19 protein-coding genes are annotated in these 21,635 nt (G+C 33.6%); 18 read left to right on the forward strand and 1 reads right to left on the reverse strand.

Annotated elements, in window-relative coordinates; genetic code table 11:
- Positions 1-29 precede the first annotated feature (29 nt).
- The 16 genes from ileS to CD111_RS02820 all read left to right on the forward strand — a co-directional run bounded on the left by ileS (position 30) and on the right by CD111_RS02820 (position 18,703).
- The gene (gene ileS / locus CD111_RS02745) at positions 30-2,780 is read left to right on the forward strand and encodes an isoleucine--tRNA ligase (protein WP_095088488.1); all 2,751 of its coding nucleotides are present in this window, start codon (positions 30-32) and stop codon (positions 2,778-2,780) included.
- Positions 2,781-2,937: 157 nt separating this feature from the next.
- Complete coding sequence (gene lspA / locus CD111_RS02750) at positions 2,938-3,417, forward strand: signal peptidase II (protein WP_095088486.1); 480 nt, start codon at positions 2,938-2,940, stop codon at positions 3,415-3,417.
- Positions 3,414-4,337, forward strand: a complete 924-nt coding sequence (locus CD111_RS02755; RefSeq protein ID WP_095088484.1) for an RluA family pseudouridine synthase — start codon at positions 3,414-3,416, stop codon at positions 4,335-4,337. Before lspA ends, CD111_RS02755 begins: the two co-directional genes overlap by 4 nt.
- A 214-nt stretch (positions 4,338-4,551) precedes the next feature.
- A complete protein-coding gene (pyrR, locus tag CD111_RS02760; protein ID WP_095088482.1) occupies positions 4,552-5,079 on the forward strand; it encodes a bifunctional pyr operon transcriptional regulator/uracil phosphoribosyltransferase PyrR in 528 nt (175 codons plus the stop codon).
- Between the two features lie 141 nt (positions 5,080-5,220).
- Positions 5,221-6,522 (forward strand): uracil-xanthine permease family protein, encoded by a 1,302-nt coding sequence (locus tag CD111_RS02765; protein WP_095088480.1) that lies wholly within the window; start codon positions 5,221-5,223, stop codon positions 6,520-6,522.
- A gap of 19 nt (positions 6,523-6,541) precedes the next feature.
- Positions 6,542-7,444 carry an aspartate carbamoyltransferase catalytic subunit gene (locus CD111_RS02770; protein ID WP_095088478.1) on the forward strand — a complete coding sequence of 301 codons (903 nt, stop codon included), beginning with the start codon at positions 6,542-6,544 and terminating at the stop codon, positions 7,442-7,444.
- The gene (locus CD111_RS02775; protein ID WP_095088476.1) at positions 7,432-8,718 is read left to right on the forward strand and encodes a dihydroorotase; all 1,287 of its coding nucleotides are present in this window, start codon (positions 7,432-7,434) and stop codon (positions 8,716-8,718) included. The genes CD111_RS02770 and CD111_RS02775 overlap by 13 nt, the downstream gene beginning before the upstream one ends.
- The gene (locus tag CD111_RS02780) at positions 8,708-9,808 is read left to right on the forward strand and encodes a carbamoyl phosphate synthase small subunit (protein WP_095088474.1); all 1,101 of its coding nucleotides are present in this window, start codon (positions 8,708-8,710) and stop codon (positions 9,806-9,808) included. The genes CD111_RS02775 and CD111_RS02780 overlap by 11 nt, the downstream gene beginning before the upstream one ends.
- A complete protein-coding gene (carB, locus tag CD111_RS02785; RefSeq protein WP_095088472.1) occupies positions 9,801-12,974 on the forward strand; it encodes a carbamoyl-phosphate synthase large subunit in 3,174 nt (1,057 codons plus the stop codon). Before CD111_RS02780 ends, carB begins: the two co-directional genes overlap by 8 nt.
- Positions 12,975-12,986: 12 nt before the next feature.
- Positions 12,987-13,745 carry a dihydroorotate dehydrogenase electron transfer subunit gene (locus CD111_RS02790; RefSeq protein ID WP_095088470.1) on the forward strand — a complete coding sequence of 253 codons (759 nt, stop codon included), beginning with the start codon at positions 12,987-12,989 and terminating at the stop codon, positions 13,743-13,745.
- A complete protein-coding gene (locus CD111_RS02795) occupies positions 13,742-14,668 on the forward strand; it encodes a dihydroorotate dehydrogenase (RefSeq protein ID WP_095088469.1) in 927 nt (308 codons plus the stop codon). Before CD111_RS02790 ends, CD111_RS02795 begins: the two co-directional genes overlap by 4 nt.
- A complete protein-coding gene (gene pyrF / locus CD111_RS02800; protein ID WP_095088467.1) occupies positions 14,669-15,361 on the forward strand; it encodes an orotidine-5'-phosphate decarboxylase in 693 nt (230 codons plus the stop codon). It begins immediately after the preceding gene.
- 5 nt (positions 15,362-15,366) lie between these two features.
- Complete coding sequence (gene pyrE, locus CD111_RS02805) at positions 15,367-15,975, forward strand: orotate phosphoribosyltransferase (protein ID WP_095088465.1); 609 nt, start codon at positions 15,367-15,369, stop codon at positions 15,973-15,975.
- 25 nt (positions 15,976-16,000) lie between these two features.
- Positions 16,001-16,279 carry a hypothetical protein gene (locus tag CD111_RS02810; protein ID WP_095088463.1) on the forward strand — a complete coding sequence of 93 codons (279 nt, stop codon included), beginning with the start codon at positions 16,001-16,003 and terminating at the stop codon, positions 16,277-16,279.
- Between the two features lie 159 nt (positions 16,280-16,438).
- Complete coding sequence (locus CD111_RS02815) at positions 16,439-18,034, forward strand: SLC13 family permease (RefSeq protein WP_188350527.1); 1,596 nt, start codon at positions 16,439-16,441, stop codon at positions 18,032-18,034.
- A gap of 258 nt (positions 18,035-18,292) precedes the next feature.
- On the forward strand, positions 18,293-18,703 hold the full coding sequence (locus CD111_RS02820) for a VOC family protein (RefSeq protein ID WP_095088461.1): 411 nt from the start codon (positions 18,293-18,295) through the stop codon (positions 18,701-18,703).
- Between the two features lie 158 nt (positions 18,704-18,861).
- Here the strand turns inward: CD111_RS02820 and CD111_RS02825 are convergent, their stop codons facing one another.
- Positions 18,862-20,553 carry an Rqc2 family fibronectin-binding protein gene (locus tag CD111_RS02825; RefSeq protein ID WP_095088459.1) on the reverse strand — a complete coding sequence of 564 codons (1,692 nt, stop codon included), beginning with the start codon at positions 20,551-20,553 and terminating at the stop codon, positions 18,862-18,864.
- 173 nt (positions 20,554-20,726) lie between these two features.
- On the opposite strand from CD111_RS02825, the gene gmk reads away from it, so the two are divergent.
- Together gmk and rpoZ are read left to right on the forward strand one after the other, a co-directional pair.
- A complete protein-coding gene (gene gmk, locus CD111_RS02830; RefSeq protein ID WP_095088457.1) occupies positions 20,727-21,350 on the forward strand; it encodes a guanylate kinase in 624 nt (207 codons plus the stop codon).
- Positions 21,350-21,550: a DNA-directed RNA polymerase subunit omega gene (gene rpoZ / locus CD111_RS02835; protein WP_095088455.1), complete on the forward strand. Its 201-nt coding sequence runs from the start codon at positions 21,350-21,352 to the stop codon at positions 21,548-21,550. Before gmk ends, rpoZ begins: the two co-directional genes overlap by 1 nt.
- Positions 21,551-21,635: the final 85 nt, after the last annotated feature.

The following is a 21,635-nucleotide window of genomic DNA, read 5'->3' on the forward strand; positions in this document are numbered from 1 at the left end:
ATTTTAATTGAAAAAGGAGATTAAGAAATATGGATTATAAAGATACGTTATTAATGCCAAAAACAGACTTTCCAATGAGAGGTGGTCTTCCAAACAAAGAACCACAAATTCAAGAAGATTGGAAAGAAAAAGATTTATTTAATAAAATATTAGAAAAAAATAAAGGCAATACGCCATTCATCTTACATGATGGTCCTCCATATGCGAATGGAAATCTACATATGGGTCATGCTTTAAATAAAATCTTAAAAGATATTATTGTACGCCAAAAAGCGATGTCTGGATATTATGCACCATATGTACCAGGTTGGGACACACACGGTTTACCAATTGAACAAGCATTAACAAATAAAGGCGTCAAAAGAAAAGAAATGTCAGTAGCAGAATTCCGTGAAAAATGTAAAGAATTTGCTTTAGAGCAAATCGAATTACAAAAATCAGACTTCAAACGCTTAGGTATAAATGGTGATTGGGATAATCCGTATATCACATTGAAACCAGAATTTGAAGCCGCTCAAATTAGAGTATTTGGTGAAATGGCTGCTAAAGGATTAATTTATAAAGGTAAAAAACCTGTTTATTGGTCTCCTTCAAGTGAATCTTCATTGGCTGAAGCGGAAATTGAATATCAAGACAAAAAATCTCCATCTATTTATGTAGCATTTAATGTTGTAGATGGTAAAGGTATTGTGGATGAAGATGCAGCATTTATTATTTGGACAACAACGCCATGGACAATTCCTTCTAACTTAGGTATTGCGCTAAATCCTCAATTAACGTATGTCCAAGTTAATGTTGAAGGTAAAAAATATATCCTTGCTGAAGCTTTACTTGATGCAGTATGCGAAGAATTAGAATGGAATAAAGAAACAATTGTTCGCGAAAAAGAATTCAATGGCGCTGATTTAGAATATGCAACAGCTCAACATCCATTTATTGATAGAACATCACTTGTAATCTTAGGTGATCACGTTACAACAGATGCCGGTACAGGTTGTGTTCATACTGCACCTGGTCATGGTGAGGATGACTACATCGTTGGTCAAAAATATGACTTAGGTGTTATTAGCCCTGTAGATGATAAAGGTGTGTTTACTGAAGAAGCTGGAGAGTTCGCAGGTCAATTTTACGATAAAGCAAACAAGACAATTACTGAAAAATTAGACGAAGTTGGCGCGTTATTAAAACTTACATTCTTTAAACATTCATACCCACATGATTGGCGTACTAAAAAACCAGTTATCTTTAGAGCAACAGAACAATGGTTTGCATCAATCAGTAAAGTTAGACAGGATATATTAGATGCTATTGATGATACGAAATTCAAAGTTGATTGGGGTAAAACGCGTCTCTATAATATGATTCGTGATAGAGGCGAGTGGGTCATTTCACGTCAAAGAGTTTGGGGTGTTCCATTGCCAGTATTCTATGCTGAAAATGGCGAAATCATTATGACTGATGGAACAATCAATCATGTTGCTGATTTATTTGAAAAACATGGTTCAAATATTTGGTTCGAACGTGAAGCAAAAGATTTATTACCTGAAGGATTTACTCATGAAGGTAGCCCGAATGGAGAATTTACTAAAGAAACAGACATTATGGACGTTTGGTTTGATTCAGGTTCAACTCATAGAGGCGTGCTAGAAACAAGACCAGAATTATCTTATCCAGCTGATATTTATATCGAAGGTAGTGATCAGTATAGAGGATGGTTTAACTCTTCAATTACAACTTCAGTTGCAACTAAAGGCATTTCACCATACAAGATGTTATTAAGCCACGGTTTTGTAATGGATGGAGAAGGCAAGAAAATGAGTAAGTCTTTAGGAAATGTTATCGTGCCTGATAAAATCGTTAAACAAATGGGTGCTGACATTGCTAGACTTTGGGTAAGTAGTGTTGATTACTTAGCTGATGTTCGTATTTCAAATGAAATTTTAAAACAAACTTCAGATGTATATCGCAAAATCCGTAACACGTTCCGATTCTTATTAGGAAATGTAAGTGATTTTAATCCAGCAACTGACAGTGTTAAATACGAAGATATGTTAGAAATTGATCAATATATGCATAATAGATTAAATCAATTTATTGGAAGAACATTATCTCATTATGAAGCATTTGATTATTTAGATATTTACCAAGATATTCAAAACTTTATCAATGTAGAATTAAGTAACTTCTATTTAGATTACGGTAAAGATATTCTTTACATTGAACAAAGAGATTCATTAAAACGTCGTAGTATGCAAACAGTGTTACATGAAACTCTAGTTAAGTTAGTTAAATTGTTAGCACCCATTATCCCACATACTGCTGATGAAATTTGGGGACATATCCCACATGTCGAAGAAGAAAGTGTTCATTTAACAAATATGCCAAATCCACATGAAGTAGATTTAGAATTAGTTGAAAAATGGACTACGCTTATGAACATGAGAGATGATGTGAATAGAGCATTAGAGGTTGCACGTAACGAAAAAGTTATCGGTAAGTCATTAGAAGCACATATTACATTATCAAATTCACAAGACTTTAATGTAGTAGAATTCTTAAGTCAATTCCAAGATTTACAACAATTATTTATCGTTTCAAAAGTTGATGTTGTAGACGAATTAACAGACGGTGTTGAATATGAATATGCAAAAGTTAAAGTTGAACATGCGGAAGGCGAAAAATGTGAACGTTGCTGGAATTATTCTGAAGAATTAGGTTCAGTAGGTGAACTAGACAATTTATGTCCACGTTGTCAAGAAGTTGTCAAAACTTTAATTTAATCTAAAGATGACTTAAATCGTTATTGAATAGAAGAAGTTCAAGGTATTCATTGATGCCATGGACTTCTTCTTTATGTTTAATCTATTATCTTGCATGAGAAACTAACATTAAATCTGTTTATTATGGTAAAATAATCAAGATTGGAGTGAAATCAACATGCGTAAAGGTTACAATGTAACGATTTGGAGTATTTTTATTATATTATTAATCGCATTGGATCAACTAACTAAGTTTTTAATCGTAAAATCATTAGAAGTGGGAGATTCAGTAAAGGTTATAACAAATGCAATTTATATTACATCTCATAGAAACCAAGGTGCTGCTTGGGGAATATTACAAGGTAAAATGTGGTTGTTTTATATCGTAACGATTGTAGTATTAGTTGTATTGTTTATGTTCTTTAAAAATGAAGGCTATGGTAAGCCACTCATACAATTTGGTTTAAGCCTCTTAATTGCTGGATCAATCGGTAACTTTATCGATAGATTATTCAGAGGTGAAGTTGTAGATTTCATTGATACTTATATATTTGGATATAACTTTCCAATTTTCAACGTAGCTGATGCAGCTTTAACAATTGGAGTAGTAGTTTTAATCATCGTCATATTAATTGACGACAAGGAGGAAAAAGCTTGAATACATTTGAATTTAAAATAGAGACACAAGAAGAAGTAGGCAATAGAATCGATAAATATTTACCAGAACTAAATAGTGACTGGTCAAGAAACCAAATACAAGATTGGATTAAACTTGGTTTAGTTGAAGTAAATAGTAAAGTGGTTAAATCTAACTATAAGACTAAATTAAATGATGTTATCATTGTCACTGAAAAAGTCGTTGAAGAAGTTGATTTAGTTGCAGAAGATTTAGGTATTGAAATTTATTATGAAGATAAAGATGTGGCTGTTGTTTATAAACCTAAAGGTATGGTTGTACATCCGGCACCAGGTCATTATACAGGTACTTTAGTTAATGGATTAATGCATGAAATTACCGACTTATCTGGCATTAATGGTGAAATAAGACCTGGTATTGTACATCGTATTGATAAAGATACTTCTGGTTTGTTAATGATAGCCAAAAACGATATCGCGCATAGAGGCCTCGTTGAACAGTTAGTAAACAAGACCGTTACACGTGAATATACAGCTTTAGTACATGGGAATATTCCACATGAATTTGGTACGATCGAAGCACCAATAGGTAGAAATCCTAAAGAACGTCAAGAAATGGCTATTGTCGATGATGGCAAAGAAGCGGTTACGCATTTTAATGTTATTGAGAAATTTGAACAATATACTTTAGTGAACTGTCAATTAGAGACAGGTAGAACACACCAAATTAGAGTTCATATGAAACATATTGGTTATCCTTTAGTAGGAGACCCTAAATATGGTCCTAAGAAAACTTTAAACCTAGAAGGACAAGCACTTCATGCAGGTTTATTAGGTTTTGAACATCCTGTAACTGGTGAATACATTGAAAATGAAGCACCACTTCCAGAATACTTCGAGACATTATTGGATAAATTACGTAAAAGAGAAATCAATAAATAAGTAATTGTGTAATAATACTAAATTAATTTGTAATATACTTTGACATCGTTAATCAAAAACGATACTATATATATAACAACTTAAGCGTCTTTAAAGGACAGTCCAGAGAGGCTGGAAAGACATAATATGTACGTGTGGACCATTCTAATGGTACCAGTATATACTCATGTCTTTCTAAAGACGTGAGTATTTTTTTGTGGAAGGAGATATAGTTATGGTCGAAAGAATCATTATGGATGATGCAGCTGTTAACCGAGCTTTAACAAGAATGTCTCATGAAATTCTTGAAAAGAATAAAGGCACGAAAGATATTGTCTTACTAGGCGTTAAAACACGCGGTGTCTTTTTAGCGAATAGACTTAAAGAGAAAATTGATTCAATAGAACAAGTTAAAGTACCAACAGGTGAAATCGACGTAACACATTATCGAGATGATGTACAAAATCAACAAAGTACGATTAAAGTTAAATCATTCGATATTGATGTAGATATCAATGATAAACACGTCATAATTGTAGACGATGTATTGTACACAGGTCGAACAGTAAGAGCATCATTAGACGCGATACTAGATCATGCAAGACCTCGAAAGATAAGTTTAGCAACATTAGTTGATAGAGGTCATAGAGAACTGCCGATAAGAGCAGATTATGTTGGGAAAAATGTACCAACAGCATCTAATGAATCAATTGTAGTAGAGCTTGAAGAATACGATAAACAAACAGCAGTAACTTTAAACTAAATAAATCCTTTTAAATCAGTACGAGAGACTGGCAAAGGAATATATGAATAGAGCACCTATACTATAACGATAGGTCTCTCTATACCCATAGATCCCTTTGCGACTTGTGCAAAGGGATCTTTTTTGAATAGGAGAATGAATATGTCACACAACGAAGAAATGTTTGAAAGAACAGTAGAACCCATTTTAGATGTAAATGAAAAACCGAAAGCAATACAATGGTTTTTCTTAAGTTCTCAACACTTATTTGCAATGTTTGGGGCAACAGTACTTGTACCTTTTTTAACAGGGTTACCTGTATCAGCTGCACTAATTGCATCAGGTTTAGGTACATTGTTATATATCTTAATTACTAAAGGAAAGATACCAGCATACTTAGGATCGAGTTTTGCATTTATCACACCGATTATTGTTGGCTTGAAAAGTCATGATTTAGGAGAAATGCTAGTCGCATTGTTCATGAGTGGTATTTTATACGTCATTATCGGTATCATCATCAAAATAACAGGTACGAATTGGTTACTTAACTTGCTACCTCCAGTAGTTGTAGGCCCAGTAATTATGGTGATTGGGCTAGGACTTGCGCCAGTAGCCGTGAACATGGCGATGTATACCGATTCAAATGCAATGAAAGGTTATAGCGGGATATACATTGGTGTAGCACTTATTACATTAATTACGACGATTATTGTATCGATATTCTTTAAAGGATTTTTATCAATTATTCCAGTACTCATTGGTATCATCGTAGGTTATGTTTCATCTCTTTGGTTTGGAATCGTCGACTTAGCACCCATTTCGAAAGCAAAATGGTTACAACTACCTGACATATACGTGCCATTCCATGACTACACACCAACAATACAATGGGGACTCATCCTTATCATGCTCCCTATCGTATTTGTTACGGTAAGTGAGCATATAGGACATCAAATTGTTATAAACAAAATTGTCGGCAGAAACTTCTTTAAAGACCCAGGTTTACATCGTTCATTAATAGGTGATGGTGTCTCAACAATGGTTTCATCAATAATAGGTGGTCCTCCAAGTACAACATATGGAGAGAATATAGGCGTACTTGCAATAACTCGAATTTATAGCATATGGGTTATAGGTGGCGCAGCAACACTTGCATTAATACTAGGCTTTGTTGGTAAATTTACAGCAATGATATCAACGATACCTACACCAGTTATGGGTGGCGTATCCATCCTCTTGTTTGGAATTATTGCCTCAAGTGGATTAAGAATGTTAGTAGAAAACAACATAGACTTTGGAGACAACAGAAACTTAATTATCGCATCAGTAATATTAGTATTAGGAATTGGAAAAGCACACTTGGATTTCACAGGAATAGGTATTCACTTAAACATTGAAGGTATGGCTTTAGCAGCAACTGTAGGTATATTACTGAACTTGATTTTACCTAAGAAATTAAAATAAATCTCAGGAGGTATGTCACTTGAAAAATTTATTAACTATGACTGATTTGTCGAAAGAGGAAATTCTAAAAATTATACACGAAGCACTAGATATGAAGGAAAATGGAGTACAACCATTAAATAAGAAATTAACGGTAGCAAATTTATTCTATGAAAATTCAACACGTACAAAATGTAGTTTTGAAATGGCAGAAAGAAAATTAGGAATGGACATCATTCCTTTCGAGATAAGTACGTCATCAGTTCAAAAAGGTGAAACACTCTACGACACGTGCAAAACATTAGAATCAATAGGTGTAGATGCGTTAGTTATTAGACATAGTGAAAATGAATATTACGAATCATTAGAAGATCTAAATATTCCTATACTGAACGGTGGAGATGGAAGCGGACAACACCCAACACAGAGTTTATTAGACATTATGACAATATATGAAGAATATGGATACTTCAAAGGATTAAAGATATTAATTTCAGGTGACATTAAAAACTCAAGAGTTGCAAGAAGTAATGCTGAAGCATTAACAAAACTAGGTGCAGAAGTTTTATTCTCTGCACCAGACCAATGGAAATGTGATATTACTAACACACAATATGTAGATATTGATGATGTTATAGAAGAAGTAGATGTATGCATGTTATTAAGAGTTCAAAGCGAAAGACATGTAAGTGGCAAGAGCTTCAGTAAAGATGATTATCATAAGAATTTTGGATTAACATTAGATAGATATGAAAAACTAAAAGACCGTGCAATCGTTATGCATCCTGCTCCAATTAATAGAGGCGTAGAAATTGATACGACGCTAGTTGAAAGTTCAAAGTCTAGGATCTTCAAACAAATGGAAAATGGTGTGTTCGTGAGAATGGCTTGCTTAAACAATGTTCTTAATTTCAAGGAGGAGAAAGTAAAATGTCACTTATAATCAAAAACGGGAAGATATTATCAAATGGTCAACTTATAGCGAAAGAAATTGAAATTGTAGATGGAAAAATAAATAAAATTGCGGATTCAATCGAAAAACGTAACCATGAAGTAATAGATGCTAAAGGACATTTTATATCTGCTGGACTTGTAGATGTACATGTACATCTAAGAGAGCCAGGAGGAGAACATAAAGAAACAATTGAAACAGGTACGAAGGCAGCTGCACGTGGTGGGTTCACGACAGTGTGTCCAATGCCTAATACTAAACCAGTTCCAGATTCAGTTGAGAACCTGCAACGTTTACATGAAACGATAAATAAACATGCAGCTGTACGCGTATTACCATATGCTTCAATTACAGTGAGACAAGCTGGAAAAGAACATGTAGACTTTAAAGCATTGAAAGAGGTTGGCATGTTCCAATTTACAGATGATGGCGTAGGTGTACAAACTGCTTCGATGATGTATGAAGCAATGAAAGAAGCAGCCAAGATTGATAAAGCAATCGTTGCACATTGTGAAGATAACTCACTTATATATGGTGGAGCCATGCATGAAGGTAAGAGAAGTGAAGAATTAAATATACCAGGTATACCTGCAATTTGTGAGTCAGTACAAATAGCAAGAGATGTATTATTGGCAGAAGCGGCAAATTGTCATTATCATGTTTGTCATGTTTCTACGAAAGAAAGTGTAAGAGTAATAAGAGATGCGAAAAAAGCAGGTATTAAAGTAACAGCTGAAGTTACACCTCATCATTTATTATTAACTGAAAATGACGTGCCAGGAGATGATGCAATCTACAAGATGAATCCACCTTTAAGAGCTATTGAAGATCGAGACGCACTCATCGAAGGTTTACGTGATGGAACAATTGATTGCATCGCAACAGATCATGCACCACATGCTAAAGAAGAGAAAGAAGTATCAATGGTAGATGCACCATTTGGTATTGTTGGAAGTGAAACAGCATTCCAACTCCTTTATACAAATCTAGTTAAACGAGGAATCTTCACACTTGAAGAACTCGTAGCATTTTTAACGACTAAACCGAGTGATATTTTCAATTTACCATATGGTCGTTTAGAAGAAGGTGCGATAGCGGATATTACGATTATTGACTTAGAAACAGAACGTCCAATCAATGCTGAGGAATTTGAATCTAAAAGTAGCAATACGCCATTTATTGGTGAAGTAGTTACAGGTTATCCAATTCTAACAATATGCGATGGAAAAATAGTCTTCAAGGAGGATTTCACATATGTTAAATAAAAGATACTTAGTTCTTGAAGATGGTACAGTTTATAAAGGTTACGCTTTAGGTTCTGACGAATTGTTAATGGGAGAAATCGTGTTTAATACATCGATGACAGGATACCAAGAAACGATATCTGATCCTTCTTATACTGGCCAAATTATTACATTTACATATCCTTTAATTGGCAATTATGGTATAAATCGTGATGATTTTGAATCATTAAGACCAACATTAAATGGCATTGTAGTAAGAGAAGCGTGTTTAAATCCTAGTAATTTTAGATCGAGTAAATCATTGGATGAAATGATGAAGTTTTATAAAATACCTGGAATATCTGGTGTTGATACAAGAAGCTTAACACGTAAAATAAGAAAACACGGGGTATTAAAAGCAGGATTTACAGACGATGAACAGGAAATTACAACCTTAGTAGAAAATTTAAAAACACTACCTGAATTAAAGAATGAAGTATCTCAAGTCTCTTCAGTCAGACCATACATTTCAACTGGTGATGGCTATAAAATTGTACTTATCGATTATGGCAAGAAAGAAAACATCGTTCGTGAATTAAATCGTAGAGGCTGTGATGTAACAGTTGTGCCTTATCAAACATCGTTAGAAGAAATATTAAATATTTCTCCGGATGGCATTATGGTTTCTAATGGACCTGGGAACCCTGAAAGTGTTCAAGACACGATAAAAACAATTCAAAGTATTGTTGGAAAGATACCATTTTTCGGAATATGTTTAGGTCATCAGCTATTCGCATTGTCACAAGGGGCAACGTCATTCAAAATGAAATTTGGACATAGAGGTGCGAATCATCCAGTACAAAACTTAGTAACAGGTAGAGTAGATTTAACAAGTCAAAATCATGGATATGCAATAGATGAAGCATCAATAAAGCATACAGACTTGGAAATTACACATATCGCTTTAAACGATAGATCAATTGAAGGATTAAAACACAAAACTTATCCTGCATTTTCAGTACAATATCACCCAGAAGCATCACCTGGACCACATGACTCAAATTATTTATTCGACGAATTTATTGAAATGATCAAATCTTATAAAGCGAAGGAGCAAACAATCAATGCCTAAACAAACAGATATCAAATCCATCCTTGTAATCGGTTCAGGACCAATTATTATAGGACAAGCTGCAGAATTTGATTATGCAGGAACACAAGCTTGCTTAGCACTTAAAGAAGAAGGATATAAAGTTATACTTGTGAATTCAAATCCAGCAACGATTATGACAGATACAGAGATTGCTGACACTGTTTACATAGAACCGTTAACTTTAGATTTTGTGAGTAGAATCATTCGTAAAGAGCAGCCTGATGCTTTGTTACCAACACTAGGTGGACAAACAGGTTTGAACATGGCAATTGAACTTCATGAAAATGGTGTATTAGAAGAAAATAATGTGCGTTTATTAGGTACACAACTTGCTTCTATTCATCAAGCAGAAGACAGAGAATTATTTAGAAGTTTAATGAATGAACTAAATGAACCAGTACCAGAAAGTGATATCATAAACGATTTAGATGGTGCTATTGCATTTGCAAATGAAATTGGATATCCGCTAATTGTACGCCCGGCATTTACGATGGGTGGAACAGGAGGCGGAATTTGTCATGATGAAAAGGAACTCCGAGAAGTTGTTCAGAACGGATTGAAATATAGCCCTGTATCACAATGTTTATTAGAAAAATCTATCGCAGGATATAAAGAGATAGAATACGAAGTTATGCGTGATAAAAATGATAGTGCCATAGTTGTATGTAATATGGAAAATATTGATCCTGTAGGTATTCATACTGGTGACTCAATTGTTGTAGCACCTAGCCAAACACTTTCAGATATTGAATATCAAATGTTAAGAGATGTATCGTTAAAGATTATTCGTGCTTTAAAAATAGAAGGCGGGTGTAATGTACAACTTGCACTCGATCCAGATTCTTTAAATTATTATATTATAGAGGTGAATCCTAGAGTATCACGTTCATCGGCATTAGCGTCGAAAGCGACTGGTTACCCTATCGCCAAATTAGCAGCAAAAATTGCAGTAGGAATGACGTTAGACGAAATGTTGAACCCCGTAACTGGTACATCATACGCAGCATTTGAGCCAGCATTAGATTATGTTGTCTCTAAAATTCCTAGATTTCCATTTGATAAATTTGAAAAAGGTGAACGTCATCTTGGAACACAAATGAAAGCAACTGGTGAAGTGATGGCAATTGGTAGAACATATGAAGAGTCATTGTTAAAAGCCATCCGCTCTTTAGAATACGGAGTTCATCATCTAGGATTACCAAATGGAGAAGCATTTGAATTAGATTTTATAGAAGAAAGAATTAAAGCCCAAGATGATGAGCGCTTATTCTTCATTGGAGAAGCAATTAGACGTGGCACTTCATTAGAAAGAATACATGAGCTGACTCAAATTGATTACTTCTTCTTAAATAAGTTTAAACATATCATCGACATTGAACATGATTTGAAATTAAACAAAGGCAATCTTGAAATGCTACAATGGGCAAAACAATATGGATTTAGTGATAAAGTCATCGCACATAGATGGGAACAAACAGAGCGTGAAATTTATGATTTAAGACAAGTAAATCATATTAATCCAGTATACAAAACAGTAGACACGTGTGCTGCTGAATTTGAATCAGAAACACCATACTTCTACGGCACATATGAACAAGAGAATGAGTCCATTGTATCTGACAAAGACAAGATAATCGTATTAGGATCTGGCCCTATAAGAATAGGACAAGGTGTAGAATTCGATTATGCAACTGTTCACGCAGTCTGGGCAATTCAAGAAGCAGGTTATGAAGCAATTATTGTTAATAATAACCCAGAAACAGTATCTACTGATTTTTCAATATCTGATAAATTATATTTTGAACCATTAACTGAAGAAGATGTCATGAGTATTATTAATCACGAACAACCTAAAGGTGTAGTGGTGCAATTTGGCGGACAAACAGCAATTAATCTTGCAGATAAAATTTCTGAAAAAGGTATTCAAATACTGGGTACATCTTTAGAAGATTTAAACAGAGCAGAAGATAGAAAAGAATTTGAGGCGTTACTTCAAAAAATAAAAGTACCACAACCATTAGGAATTACAGCTACATCAGTACAGGAAGCAACAGATAATGCAAAAGAAATTGGTTATCCAATTGTTGTAAGACCTTCATACGTACTTGGAGGTAGAGCTATGGAAATTGTTTATGCTGAAGAAGAACTAAGAAATTATATGGAACAAGCAGTGAAGGCAAGTCCTGAACATCCCGTGCTCATTGACAGATATTTAACAGGTAAAGAAATAGAAGTTGATGCTATTTCTGATGGAGAGACAGTTGTCATACCGGGTATTATGGAACATATAGAACGAGCTGGTGTACACTCAGGCGATTCCATTGCTGTATACCCACCACAAACTTTAAGTGAACAAGAAATAGAGATGCTTGTAGATTATACGACGAAATTGGCTAAAGGCTTAAACATAATTGGTCTTATAAACATTCAATTTGTCCTTTCAAAAGGAGAAGTTTTTGTACTTGAAGTCAATCCACGTGCAAGTAGAACCGTACCATTTTTAAGCAAAATAACGGACATTCCAATGGCCAAAATAGCAACTAAATCAATATTGAATATATCTTTAAATGAACAAGGATATGAAAGTGGATTAGTACCTTATAAAGAAGGCGTATATGTAAAAGCCCCTGTATTTAGCTTTAATAAATTAAAGAATGTTGATATCACATTAGGGCCAGAAATGAAGTCTACTGGTGAGGTCATGGGTAAAGATAGTACACTTGAAAAAGCACTTTATAAAGGATTAACGGCTAGTGGTTTACAAGTGCAAGATCACGGTACAGTATTATTCACAGTGAGCGATAAAGATAAAGAAGAAGCACTAAATATTGCGAAACGATTTTATGAAATAGGTTATCGAATATTTGCTACAAAAGGCACAGCAAAATACTTCGAAGAATATAACATTCCAGTCTTTACAGTAGGTAAAATAGGTCATGAACATGACATTTTAAGCGCGATTAGAAATGGTGAAGTACAGCTAGTTATTAATACAATGACTAAAGGTAAAGTTTATGAAAGAGATGGCTTCCAAATTAGAAGAGAATCAGTAGAAAACGGTATACCATGCTTAACATCGCTAGATACGGCTAATGCTTTAGCAGTTGTCATAGAGAGTATGACATTTAAAACGGATCAAATGTAGAGGGGGCATACAATGTCGAAGTTAATGACGGTTGTATCTAATAATCAAATAGCAGATTCGATTTTCGAACTAAAAGTGCAAGGTGATTTAACGAAAAATATGAAAAATCCTGGGCAATTCGTCCATATTAAAGCAGGTACAGGAACTGAACATATGTTGAGAAGACCCATTTCAATTTGTGAAGTGGATCGAGAACATGAAATGTTCACGATGCTTTTTCGAAAAGAAGGAAGCGGAACTGAAAAAATATCATCCTTAAAATCTGGAGATACCATTGATGTGATTGCGCCATTAGGTAATGGATTTCCTGTAGATGAAGCTGAGAAAGTTGCACTATTAGTCGGAGGTGGAATAGGTGTACCTCCTTTATATGAACTTTCTAAACAACTAAACAATAAGGGGATACAGACCATTCATGTATTAGGTTTTCAAAGTGCCAAAGATGCATTTTACGTTGAGAATTTTGAAGCATTAGGAGACACTTACGTTGCTACAGTTGATGGAAGTTTAGGGACAACAGGCTTTGTTACAAATGTAATTGAAAACATTGAACAAACATATGATATATTCTACAGTTGTGGTCCTAAAGCAATGTTACAAGCTTTAACAGAGCAATTAGCCAATGTGAAAGGATATATTTCATTAGAAGAACGTATGGGATGTGGAATAGGCGCATGTTATGCATGTGTATGTCATACAGATAACAAAGAAGGATACGTTAAAGTTTGTACAGATGGCCCAGTATTTGAAAAAGGAGCGGTAATTATATGAGTAGATTAAATATGTCATTGCCGGGATTAAATTTGAAAAATCCGATCATGCCCGCAAGTGGTTGCTTTGCATTCGGTAAAGAATTCAGTCAGTTTTATGATTTGTCAGAATTAGGTGCAATCATGATTAAGGCAGCAACGAAAGAATCACGCTTTGGTAATGAAACACCAAGAGTTGCGGAAACTGCAAGTGGTATGTTAAATGCAATCGGATTACAAAATCCAGGCGTAGAACATATTATAAATCATGAGTTGAAATATTTAGAGAAATTTAATGTACCCATTATCGCAAATGTTGCAGGATCAACAGAAGAGGAATATGTTTATGTTGCAGAACAAATTTCAAAATCACCAAATGTACATGCCCTGGAATTGAATATTTCTTGTCCTAATGTGAAAGAAGGAGGTATTCAATTTGGGACTGTACCTGAAGTAGCAAAGGACTTAACGAAACGCGTCAAGGCAGTATCTAAAGTACCGGTATATGTGAAATTGTCTCCAAATGTAACAAATATTGTTGAGATGGCAAAAGCCATTGCTGAATACGCTGACGGAATTACAATGATTAATACTTTAGTAGGTTTGAGAGTAGATCACAAAACTGGAAAACCAATCATTAGTAATACTATTGGAGGATTAAGTGGACCGGCAATTAAACCAGTCGCAATGCGAATGGTTTACGAAGTGAGTCAAAACGTAGATATTCCGATTATAGCAATGGGCGGTGTACGTCACGCTCAAGATGTAATTGACTATATTTCTGTTGGTGCATCTGCAGTAGCTGTGGGGACTGCGAATTTTGAAAATCCAACTGTTTGTAAAGATATCATTGATGAATTACCTACTTTATTAGACCAATTAGGCGTAGATCACATTTTAGAGTTACAAGGAAGAGCTTATCAACAAGAAGGAGTTGTAAAATAAATGAAAGATATACCAATCATTGCATTAGATTTTGCTACTGTTGAAGAAGTAGAGGAATTCTTAAATTTATTCGACGAACCACTTTTTGTGAAAATAGGCATGGAATTATACTTACAAAATGGAATCGATATTATTAAAAAAATTAAATCAAGAGGCCATGATATATTCTTAGATTTAAAGTTGCATGATATTCCTAATACTGTGTATGGTGCATTAAACGGTTTAGGTAAATTTGACATAGATTTAATAAATGTCCATGCAGCAGGAGGCGTCCAAATGATGGAAGCAGGATTAGCGGGATTAAGGTCAACAAATCCTGATGCTAAGCTCATAGCTGTAACGCAGTTAACATCAACTTCAACAGAACAAATGAATGACGATCAAAATATACAAACATCTGTAGAAGATTCTGTTTTACATTATGCAAGAAAAGCCAAAGTTGCAAAGTTAGATGGAGTTGTATGTTCACCGCTTGAATCAAAACTAATTAAAGATGAATTAGGGGAAACATTTTTAAAAGTAACACCTGGTATTCGTTTAGAATCAGACAAAACGCATGATCAACAGAGAGTCACAACACCTGAAGACGCAAAAAAACTTGGCTCTACTCACATAGTGGTTGGACGTTCGATAACAGAACATGAAGATCCTGTTTCACGATATCACGACATATTACAGAGATGGAAAGGATAATAAAGATGACGACAAATATTGAACAATCATTATTAGATATTAAGGCAGTTACACTCTCTCCAGAAGAACCTTATACGTGGAGTTCAGGTATTAAATCACCAATTTATTGTGATAATAGAGTCACATTAGCATATCCTGAAATTAGACAACAAATATATAATGGATTAATTGAATTAATCCGTAAACATGCGAATGATGTACACATTATATCTGGGACAGCAACTGCTGGTATTCCTCACGCAGCGTTTATAGCTGATAAACTAGGATTACCAATGAGTTACGTAAGATCTAAAAGCAAAGGGCATGGTAAAGGTAATCAAATTGAAGGTGCATCAAGTAAAGGTAAGAAAGTTGTTGTAATAGAAGACTTAATTTCAACTGGTGGCTCCTCAATCAATGCTGTAGAAGCTTTAATAGAAGATGGTGCTGAAGTAGTTGGCGTGTTCGCTATATTTACATATGGACTTAAAAAAGCAGAAAAAGCATTCAATGATATAGGTGTTCCTTTTTATACTTTAGCTAACTATGATGACTTAATAACAGTAGCTGAAACTGAAGGTTATATTAAATCATCAGATATAAAAACTTTAAAAAATTGGAAAAATACTTTATAATATAGGCATAAAAGGGGGCGAATTAATGAACGACCAACATCGTCTAACTGCTGAAGAACAATGTGAACAAATAAAAAAATGGGGTCATATTAATCATTTCCTTAATAAAGACCCAAAAGAGCAGTCTGATTTTAACCATTATAAAGTAAGAGATAAAGATTTTTTCGAACGAGAAGGATATACGAATAATACGAATGTTAATAGACATAGAAGATATGACATTGATAATAAAAATATATTTAAAAGCATAAAGAAAGAATTAGAAGCTAATGGCTTCTTTAATACAGATAAATCAAGCAATTAATTATATAAGCTCACATTTTAGGATTTTAATCCTAGAGTGTGAGCTTTTTTGGTTAGCAATCAAATTTATCCTAACTAGTATGAATTTTCAGAAATATAGTATAATTATTAATAAATGTTTGTTAAAATGTAAACGTATACATATTTGAGGGGGGAAATTATGAAGGAAAATAAGAAAAGTATTACAAATCAGCTATGGAAAGAAAGTGGAAAGACTAAAGAAATGTTGAAGTTTTTTTCAGCAGATTCTTTAAAATCACAAAATGAACCAGCGCCACCTCCGAAATCATATACAACACCTCAATTGATTGGATTAATATTAGGTCCATTATTATTCATTGTCATATTATTATTTTTTAAGGCAGATGGTTTAAGTCAAAATGGTGTATTTGTTATGGCAGCAACATTATGGATTGCTGTGTGGTGGATTACTGAAGCAATACCGATTCCAGCAACGAGTTTAATGCCTTTATTCTTATTTCCGCTAGGTGGTATCATGGATAGTGCTACCGTTTCAAGTGCTTACGGTGATGATATTGTGTTCTTATTCTTAGGCGGATTTATTATTGCATTAGCAATGGAAAGATGGAATTTACATACGAGAATTGCTCTTGTAATTATCAAGAGTATAGGAACGAGTACAGGCAGAATTTTACTAGGATTTATGGTTGCAACAGGCGCGTTGTCAATGTTTGTATCTAATACAGCCGCGGTTATGATTATGATTCCAATTGGTTTAGCAATTATTAAAGAGGCAAATGATTTAACAACAGATTCAGCTAAAGCAGACAGCTTATCTAAATTTGAAAAGTCTCTTGTACTAGGTATAGGTTATGCAGGTACAATTGGAGGACTTGGAACGTTAATTGGTACACCTCCGTTAATTATCTTAAAAGGACAATATGAGAAAATTTTCCATGAAGAAATTGGATTTGGACAGTGGATGATCATGGGTGTTCCTACTGTAATCATCTTGTTAGCGATTACATGGTTATATTTAAATTTTGTTAAGTTTAAACATGATATGAAAGAATTACCTGGTGGTAAAGAAATTATTACGAAAGAATTAACTGCATTAGGTAAAACAACATATGAAGAAAAAGTCGTTTTTACTCTATTTATTTTGGCAGCATTTTTATGGGTATCAAGAGAATTTCTATTAGCACAATTACCGTTTACAGAACTTGTTAAAGACGGTACTATTTCAATGTTTATCGCTGTTATTTTGTTTATTATTCCGGCTAAACGAAAGTTCGGAAGAATATTAGATTGGTCTATTGCTAAAGATTTACCATGGGGGATTCTCCTACTATTCGGTGGAGGATTAGCTGTAGCATCAGCTATAACAGAAAGTGGACTAGATAAATGGATGGGGAAACAAATATCAGGTCTTGAAGGTATGAACGTTATCATTATCATCTCTATTGTAGCCCTGTTTGTTCTATTCTTAACTGAAATAACTTCAAATACGGCAACGGCAACGATGATATTACCAATACTTGCTACAATAGCAGTAGGTATACATGTACATCCATTAGCATTGATGATACCAGCAGCTATGGCAGCAAATTGTGCATTTATGTTACCAGTTGGTACGCCACCAAATGCGATTGTGTTTGCTACAGACAAAATTACAATACGAGAAATGGCAACATCAGGATTTTGGCTAAACTTAATCAGTTGTGTCGTTATCGTTGTATTCGTGCTATTAATGGCACCGTGGCTATTTGGTATCGACTTAGTTGCGAGCAAATAGTGATAATAGTTTAATTTTTATACAAATTTAAAACCACCCAAAATCAAAGTGCATTTTGGGTGGTTTTGTTTTGAAAAATTTATCCTAAAAATAATTTAATAAATACATAGCCTATTAATATGATTGCTAATAATATAACGACAGGTAACAATAAAGATAGTGACATAATATCTCTCCTTTGTTTTACGCTTATAATAAGATTATACTAAATTATAGTACATTTAAAAATATTTAAATATGATATTGGAGTGAAGATATATGATACCAAAGATTACAACGTTTTTAATGTTTAATGGAGAAGCTGAAGAAGCCATTAATTTTTATACATCAATTTTTCAAGATAGTGAAATTTTAACAATGGTAAAATATGGTGAAGAAGGGCCGGGAGAACCAGGTACCGTTCAACATTCTATTTTCAAAATGAATGGACAAATATTTATGGCCATCGATCAAAATAATGGCGTAGATATTGAAATGAATCCCGCTATGTCTTTATATGTTACTTGTGAGTCATCGATAGAGATGGAAAATTTATACTCAAAACTCAAATCAGGTGGTGCAATTCTTATGCCAAAAACTGAATTGCCGCCGACATTTAGAGAATTTGCTTGGGTTCAAGATAAATTTGGAGTTAACTTCCAATTAGCGTTACCTGAAAATCATAACTAATTAAACGAAGTAAACGATATAAAATGCCTTAGAAAAACGTAAGGCGCAAGTGGTAGTATACGACTGCCATAGAACATAAAGAAGAGGCAGAGACATTAAGTTTCAGAAATTCAAAAAAGGCAAAATTCACTTTTTATCTTGAATTTTGCCTTTTTTATTTATTGTTTTAATAATTTTTTAATATCATCATAATCAGTTGTTACATAAAGTGTAGTTTGATGATCATAAGTGACAAATCCTGGTTTAGCACCACTTGGCTTATGAACATGTCTTATTTCTGTATAGTCAACAGGTATTTGACCAGATTGACTCGCTTTAGAATAGAATCCTGCAATCATAGCCGCTTCTTTTATCGTTGTTTCTGTTGGTTGGTCTTCTTGTATGACAACGTGTGAACCAGGTATATCTTTCGTATGGAACCATAATTGATGCTTTCGTGCTAAACGATTTGTTAAATAGTCATTTTGTTTATTATTTTTACCTAATAATATAGTTTGACCATCTGAAGAAGTAAATGTCGTAACTGAAACTTTATTTGATTTTTTCTTATTCTTGTTTTTTCTTTTCTTAACGATACCTTCATCTTCTAATTCTTCTCTAATATCATCTATATCTTCAACGGATATATGTGAAAGTTGTTGTTCTAGTGATTCGAAATATAGAATATTCTCTTGTGTTAATTTGATTTGTTTTTCTAATTCTATTTCACGCGTTTTTAATCTATTATACTGTTTATAATAGTATTGCGCATTCATTGAAGGTGATTTTGTTGGATTCAAAGGGATCGTTATAGGCTCATTATTATAATAATTAATCGTTTCTAAAGTTTTATCTCCTTGATTAATTTGATACATATTGGCTGTAATGAGTTCACCATATAACTGTTGTATGTCTTTAGTACTTGCTTCTTGTTGTTCATTAATTAATTTTTCAAGTTTATGTCGATTCTTTTGTAAATGTTGATCGACTATTTTTACTAAATCTAATGCGCGTTGTTTTACGCGTTCACGTTCTCCTCGTGATTCGAAAAATCTATCTAAGCATTCATGTATAGTATCAAATGTCTTATAATCATTGCCATAAGCATGTAGTGGCATAAAGTAAAATATTTCTTTACCAGTTTCTTCATCACTGTATATAACTGGAGTTGGTTCTTTTTGAACATCATTTATCACTTCATCGAATGCTTCAACTAATGTTGTCTGATTCATAAAAGGACGCCTTGAAACAATTTCTTTAGTTATGAGTGGACTGAATCCTTCGAATTGTTGTAATAATTGTCGGTCAATTTTTCCAGAGTTAAAATCAATATATTTAACTACATCATCTACTGTAAAAGGATTAACTTTCTTCGCTGTTGGTGGTAATTCATATTTGAAACCTGGCATAATAGTACGTGCAGTGTTTGTGTTAGGCGTATGATGCTTAAAACCATCAATGATTTTTCTTTCGCTATCAACTAAAATAATATTACTATGTCGTCCCATTATTTCTAGAATAAGCGTTCTCTTTCTTAAATCTCCAATTTCATCTCGAGAATGAATGTCGATTTCAATTAATCTGTCGTTACCAATTTGTTTAATACTTTGTATAATGCCACCATCTAAATGTTTTCGTAATACCCGTAAAAACATCGGAGGATCGAATGGATTATCATATTTTTGTTTAGTTAAATGAAATCTACTAAAATTTGCATGTGTATTTAATAGTAATTGTTTATTCGTTCTTTCACTACGAATTGTTAATATAATCGTGTCTGAACTAGGTTCAGTAATTTTATGAATTCTCCCGGAAACGAGAGATTGTAAATCTTCTATTATTTTTCTTGTAAATAATCCATCAAATGCCATTTTTATTCACACCTTTATCAAAAGTCAATTTATTGTAACATGTTAGGTCATAAATGAGTATAAATCTGTCTAAAGTTAAAACACTCTCTAGCCATACAGAATTGATGTATGGTAAGATATAAAAAACAAAATGATGATAATTTGTTAGTATTCATTAAGAAAGGTCGTTTGACATGAACATAGAAAAAGGTTTGCTAATTGTTCTTTCGGGTCCGTCTGGTGTCGGTAAAGGAACAGTAAGAAAATCAATCTTTGATGATCCTAGTACTGATTTTAAATATTCTATCTCAATGACAACAAGAAACATGCGCCAAGGTGAAACTGACGGTGTAGATTACTTCTTTAAATCAAGAGAAGAGTTTGAAGCTTTAATTGCCGATGATCAATTCATCGAATATGCTGAATATGTTGGTAATTATTACGGAACACCTGTACAATATGTAAGAGATACAATGGATAACGGGTACGATGTATTCTTGGAAATTGAAGTTGAAGGTGCTAAACAAGTACGCAAGAAATTCCCAGAGGCATTGTTTATATTTTTAGCACCACCAAGTTTAGAACATTTGAAAGAGCGATTGGTTGGAAGAGGTACTGAATCTGATGAAATAATTAAAAATCGTATCTTAGAGGCACGTAAAGAAGTAGAAATGATGAATCTTTATGATTATGTTGTAGTAAATGACGAAGTAGATTTAGCTAAAGCTAGAATACAGTCTATCGTAGAAGCAGAACATCTAAAGAGAGAACGTGTAGAAGCACGTTATAGAAAAATGATATTGGAGGCAAAAAAATAATGTTATATCCACCACAAAATGAACTTAAAGACAGTATCAACTCAAAATATTTAGTTGTTACAACTGCTGCAAAGAGAGCGCGTGAGCTTCAAGAATATCCTGATAGTTTATTATTAGATGAATATCGTTCACTTAAAAATGTAGGACAAGCACTTGAAGAAATCGCAGCTCATAAAGTCATTGCTAAATTAGAAGACTAATAAATAATTAATATTATTAAGTCTAGGACAATTATATTTGTTCTAGGCTTTTTTGTATTAAATAAAATTTAGATTCATGACAGTC

Source organism: Mammaliicoccus stepanovicii (genome assembly GCF_002902525.1).
Classification (GTDB): Bacteria; Bacillota; Bacilli; order Staphylococcales; family Staphylococcaceae; genus Mammaliicoccus; species Mammaliicoccus stepanovicii.

Excerpts from the sequence above, each read along its gene's own strand:
- ileS (WP_095088488.1), top strand. The coding sequence starts at position 30 with ATGGATTATAAAGATACGTTATTAATGCCAAAAACAGACTTTCCAATG.
- lspA (WP_095088486.1), top strand. The coding sequence starts at position 2,938 with ATGCGTAAAGGTTACAATGTAACGATTTGGAGTATTTTTATTATATTA.
- pyrR (WP_095088482.1), top strand. The coding sequence starts at position 4,552 with ATGGTCGAAAGAATCATTATGGATGATGCAGCTGTTAACCGAGCTTTA.
- CD111_RS02765 (WP_095088480.1), top strand. The coding sequence starts at position 5,221 with ATGTCACACAACGAAGAAATGTTTGAAAGAACAGTAGAACCCATTTTA.
- CD111_RS02775 (WP_095088476.1), top strand. The coding sequence starts at position 7,432 with ATGTCACTTATAATCAAAAACGGGAAGATATTATCAAATGGTCAACTT.
- CD111_RS02780 (WP_095088474.1), top strand. The coding sequence starts at position 8,708 with ATGTTAAATAAAAGATACTTAGTTCTTGAAGATGGTACAGTTTATAAA.
- carB (WP_095088472.1), top strand. The coding sequence starts at position 9,801 with ATGCCTAAACAAACAGATATCAAATCCATCCTTGTAATCGGTTCAGGA.
- CD111_RS02790 (WP_095088470.1), top strand. The coding sequence starts at position 12,987 with ATGTCGAAGTTAATGACGGTTGTATCTAATAATCAAATAGCAGATTCG.
- CD111_RS02795 (WP_095088469.1), top strand. The coding sequence starts at position 13,742 with ATGAGTAGATTAAATATGTCATTGCCGGGATTAAATTTGAAAAATCCG.
- pyrF (WP_095088467.1), top strand. The coding sequence starts at position 14,669 with ATGAAAGATATACCAATCATTGCATTAGATTTTGCTACTGTTGAAGAA.
- pyrE (WP_095088465.1), top strand. The coding sequence starts at position 15,367 with ATGACGACAAATATTGAACAATCATTATTAGATATTAAGGCAGTTACA.
- CD111_RS02810 (WP_095088463.1), top strand. The coding sequence starts at position 16,001 with ATGAACGACCAACATCGTCTAACTGCTGAAGAACAATGTGAACAAATA.
- CD111_RS02815 (WP_188350527.1), top strand. The coding sequence starts at position 16,439 with ATGAAGGAAAATAAGAAAAGTATTACAAATCAGCTATGGAAAGAAAGT.
- CD111_RS02820 (WP_095088461.1), top strand. The coding sequence starts at position 18,293 with ATGATACCAAAGATTACAACGTTTTTAATGTTTAATGGAGAAGCTGAA.
- CD111_RS02825 (WP_095088459.1), bottom strand. The coding sequence starts at position 20,553 with ATGGCATTTGATGGATTATTTACAAGAAAAATAATAGAAGATTTACAA.
- gmk (WP_095088457.1), top strand. The coding sequence starts at position 20,727 with ATGAACATAGAAAAAGGTTTGCTAATTGTTCTTTCGGGTCCGTCTGGT.
- rpoZ (WP_095088455.1), top strand. The coding sequence starts at position 21,350 with ATGTTATATCCACCACAAAATGAACTTAAAGACAGTATCAACTCAAAA.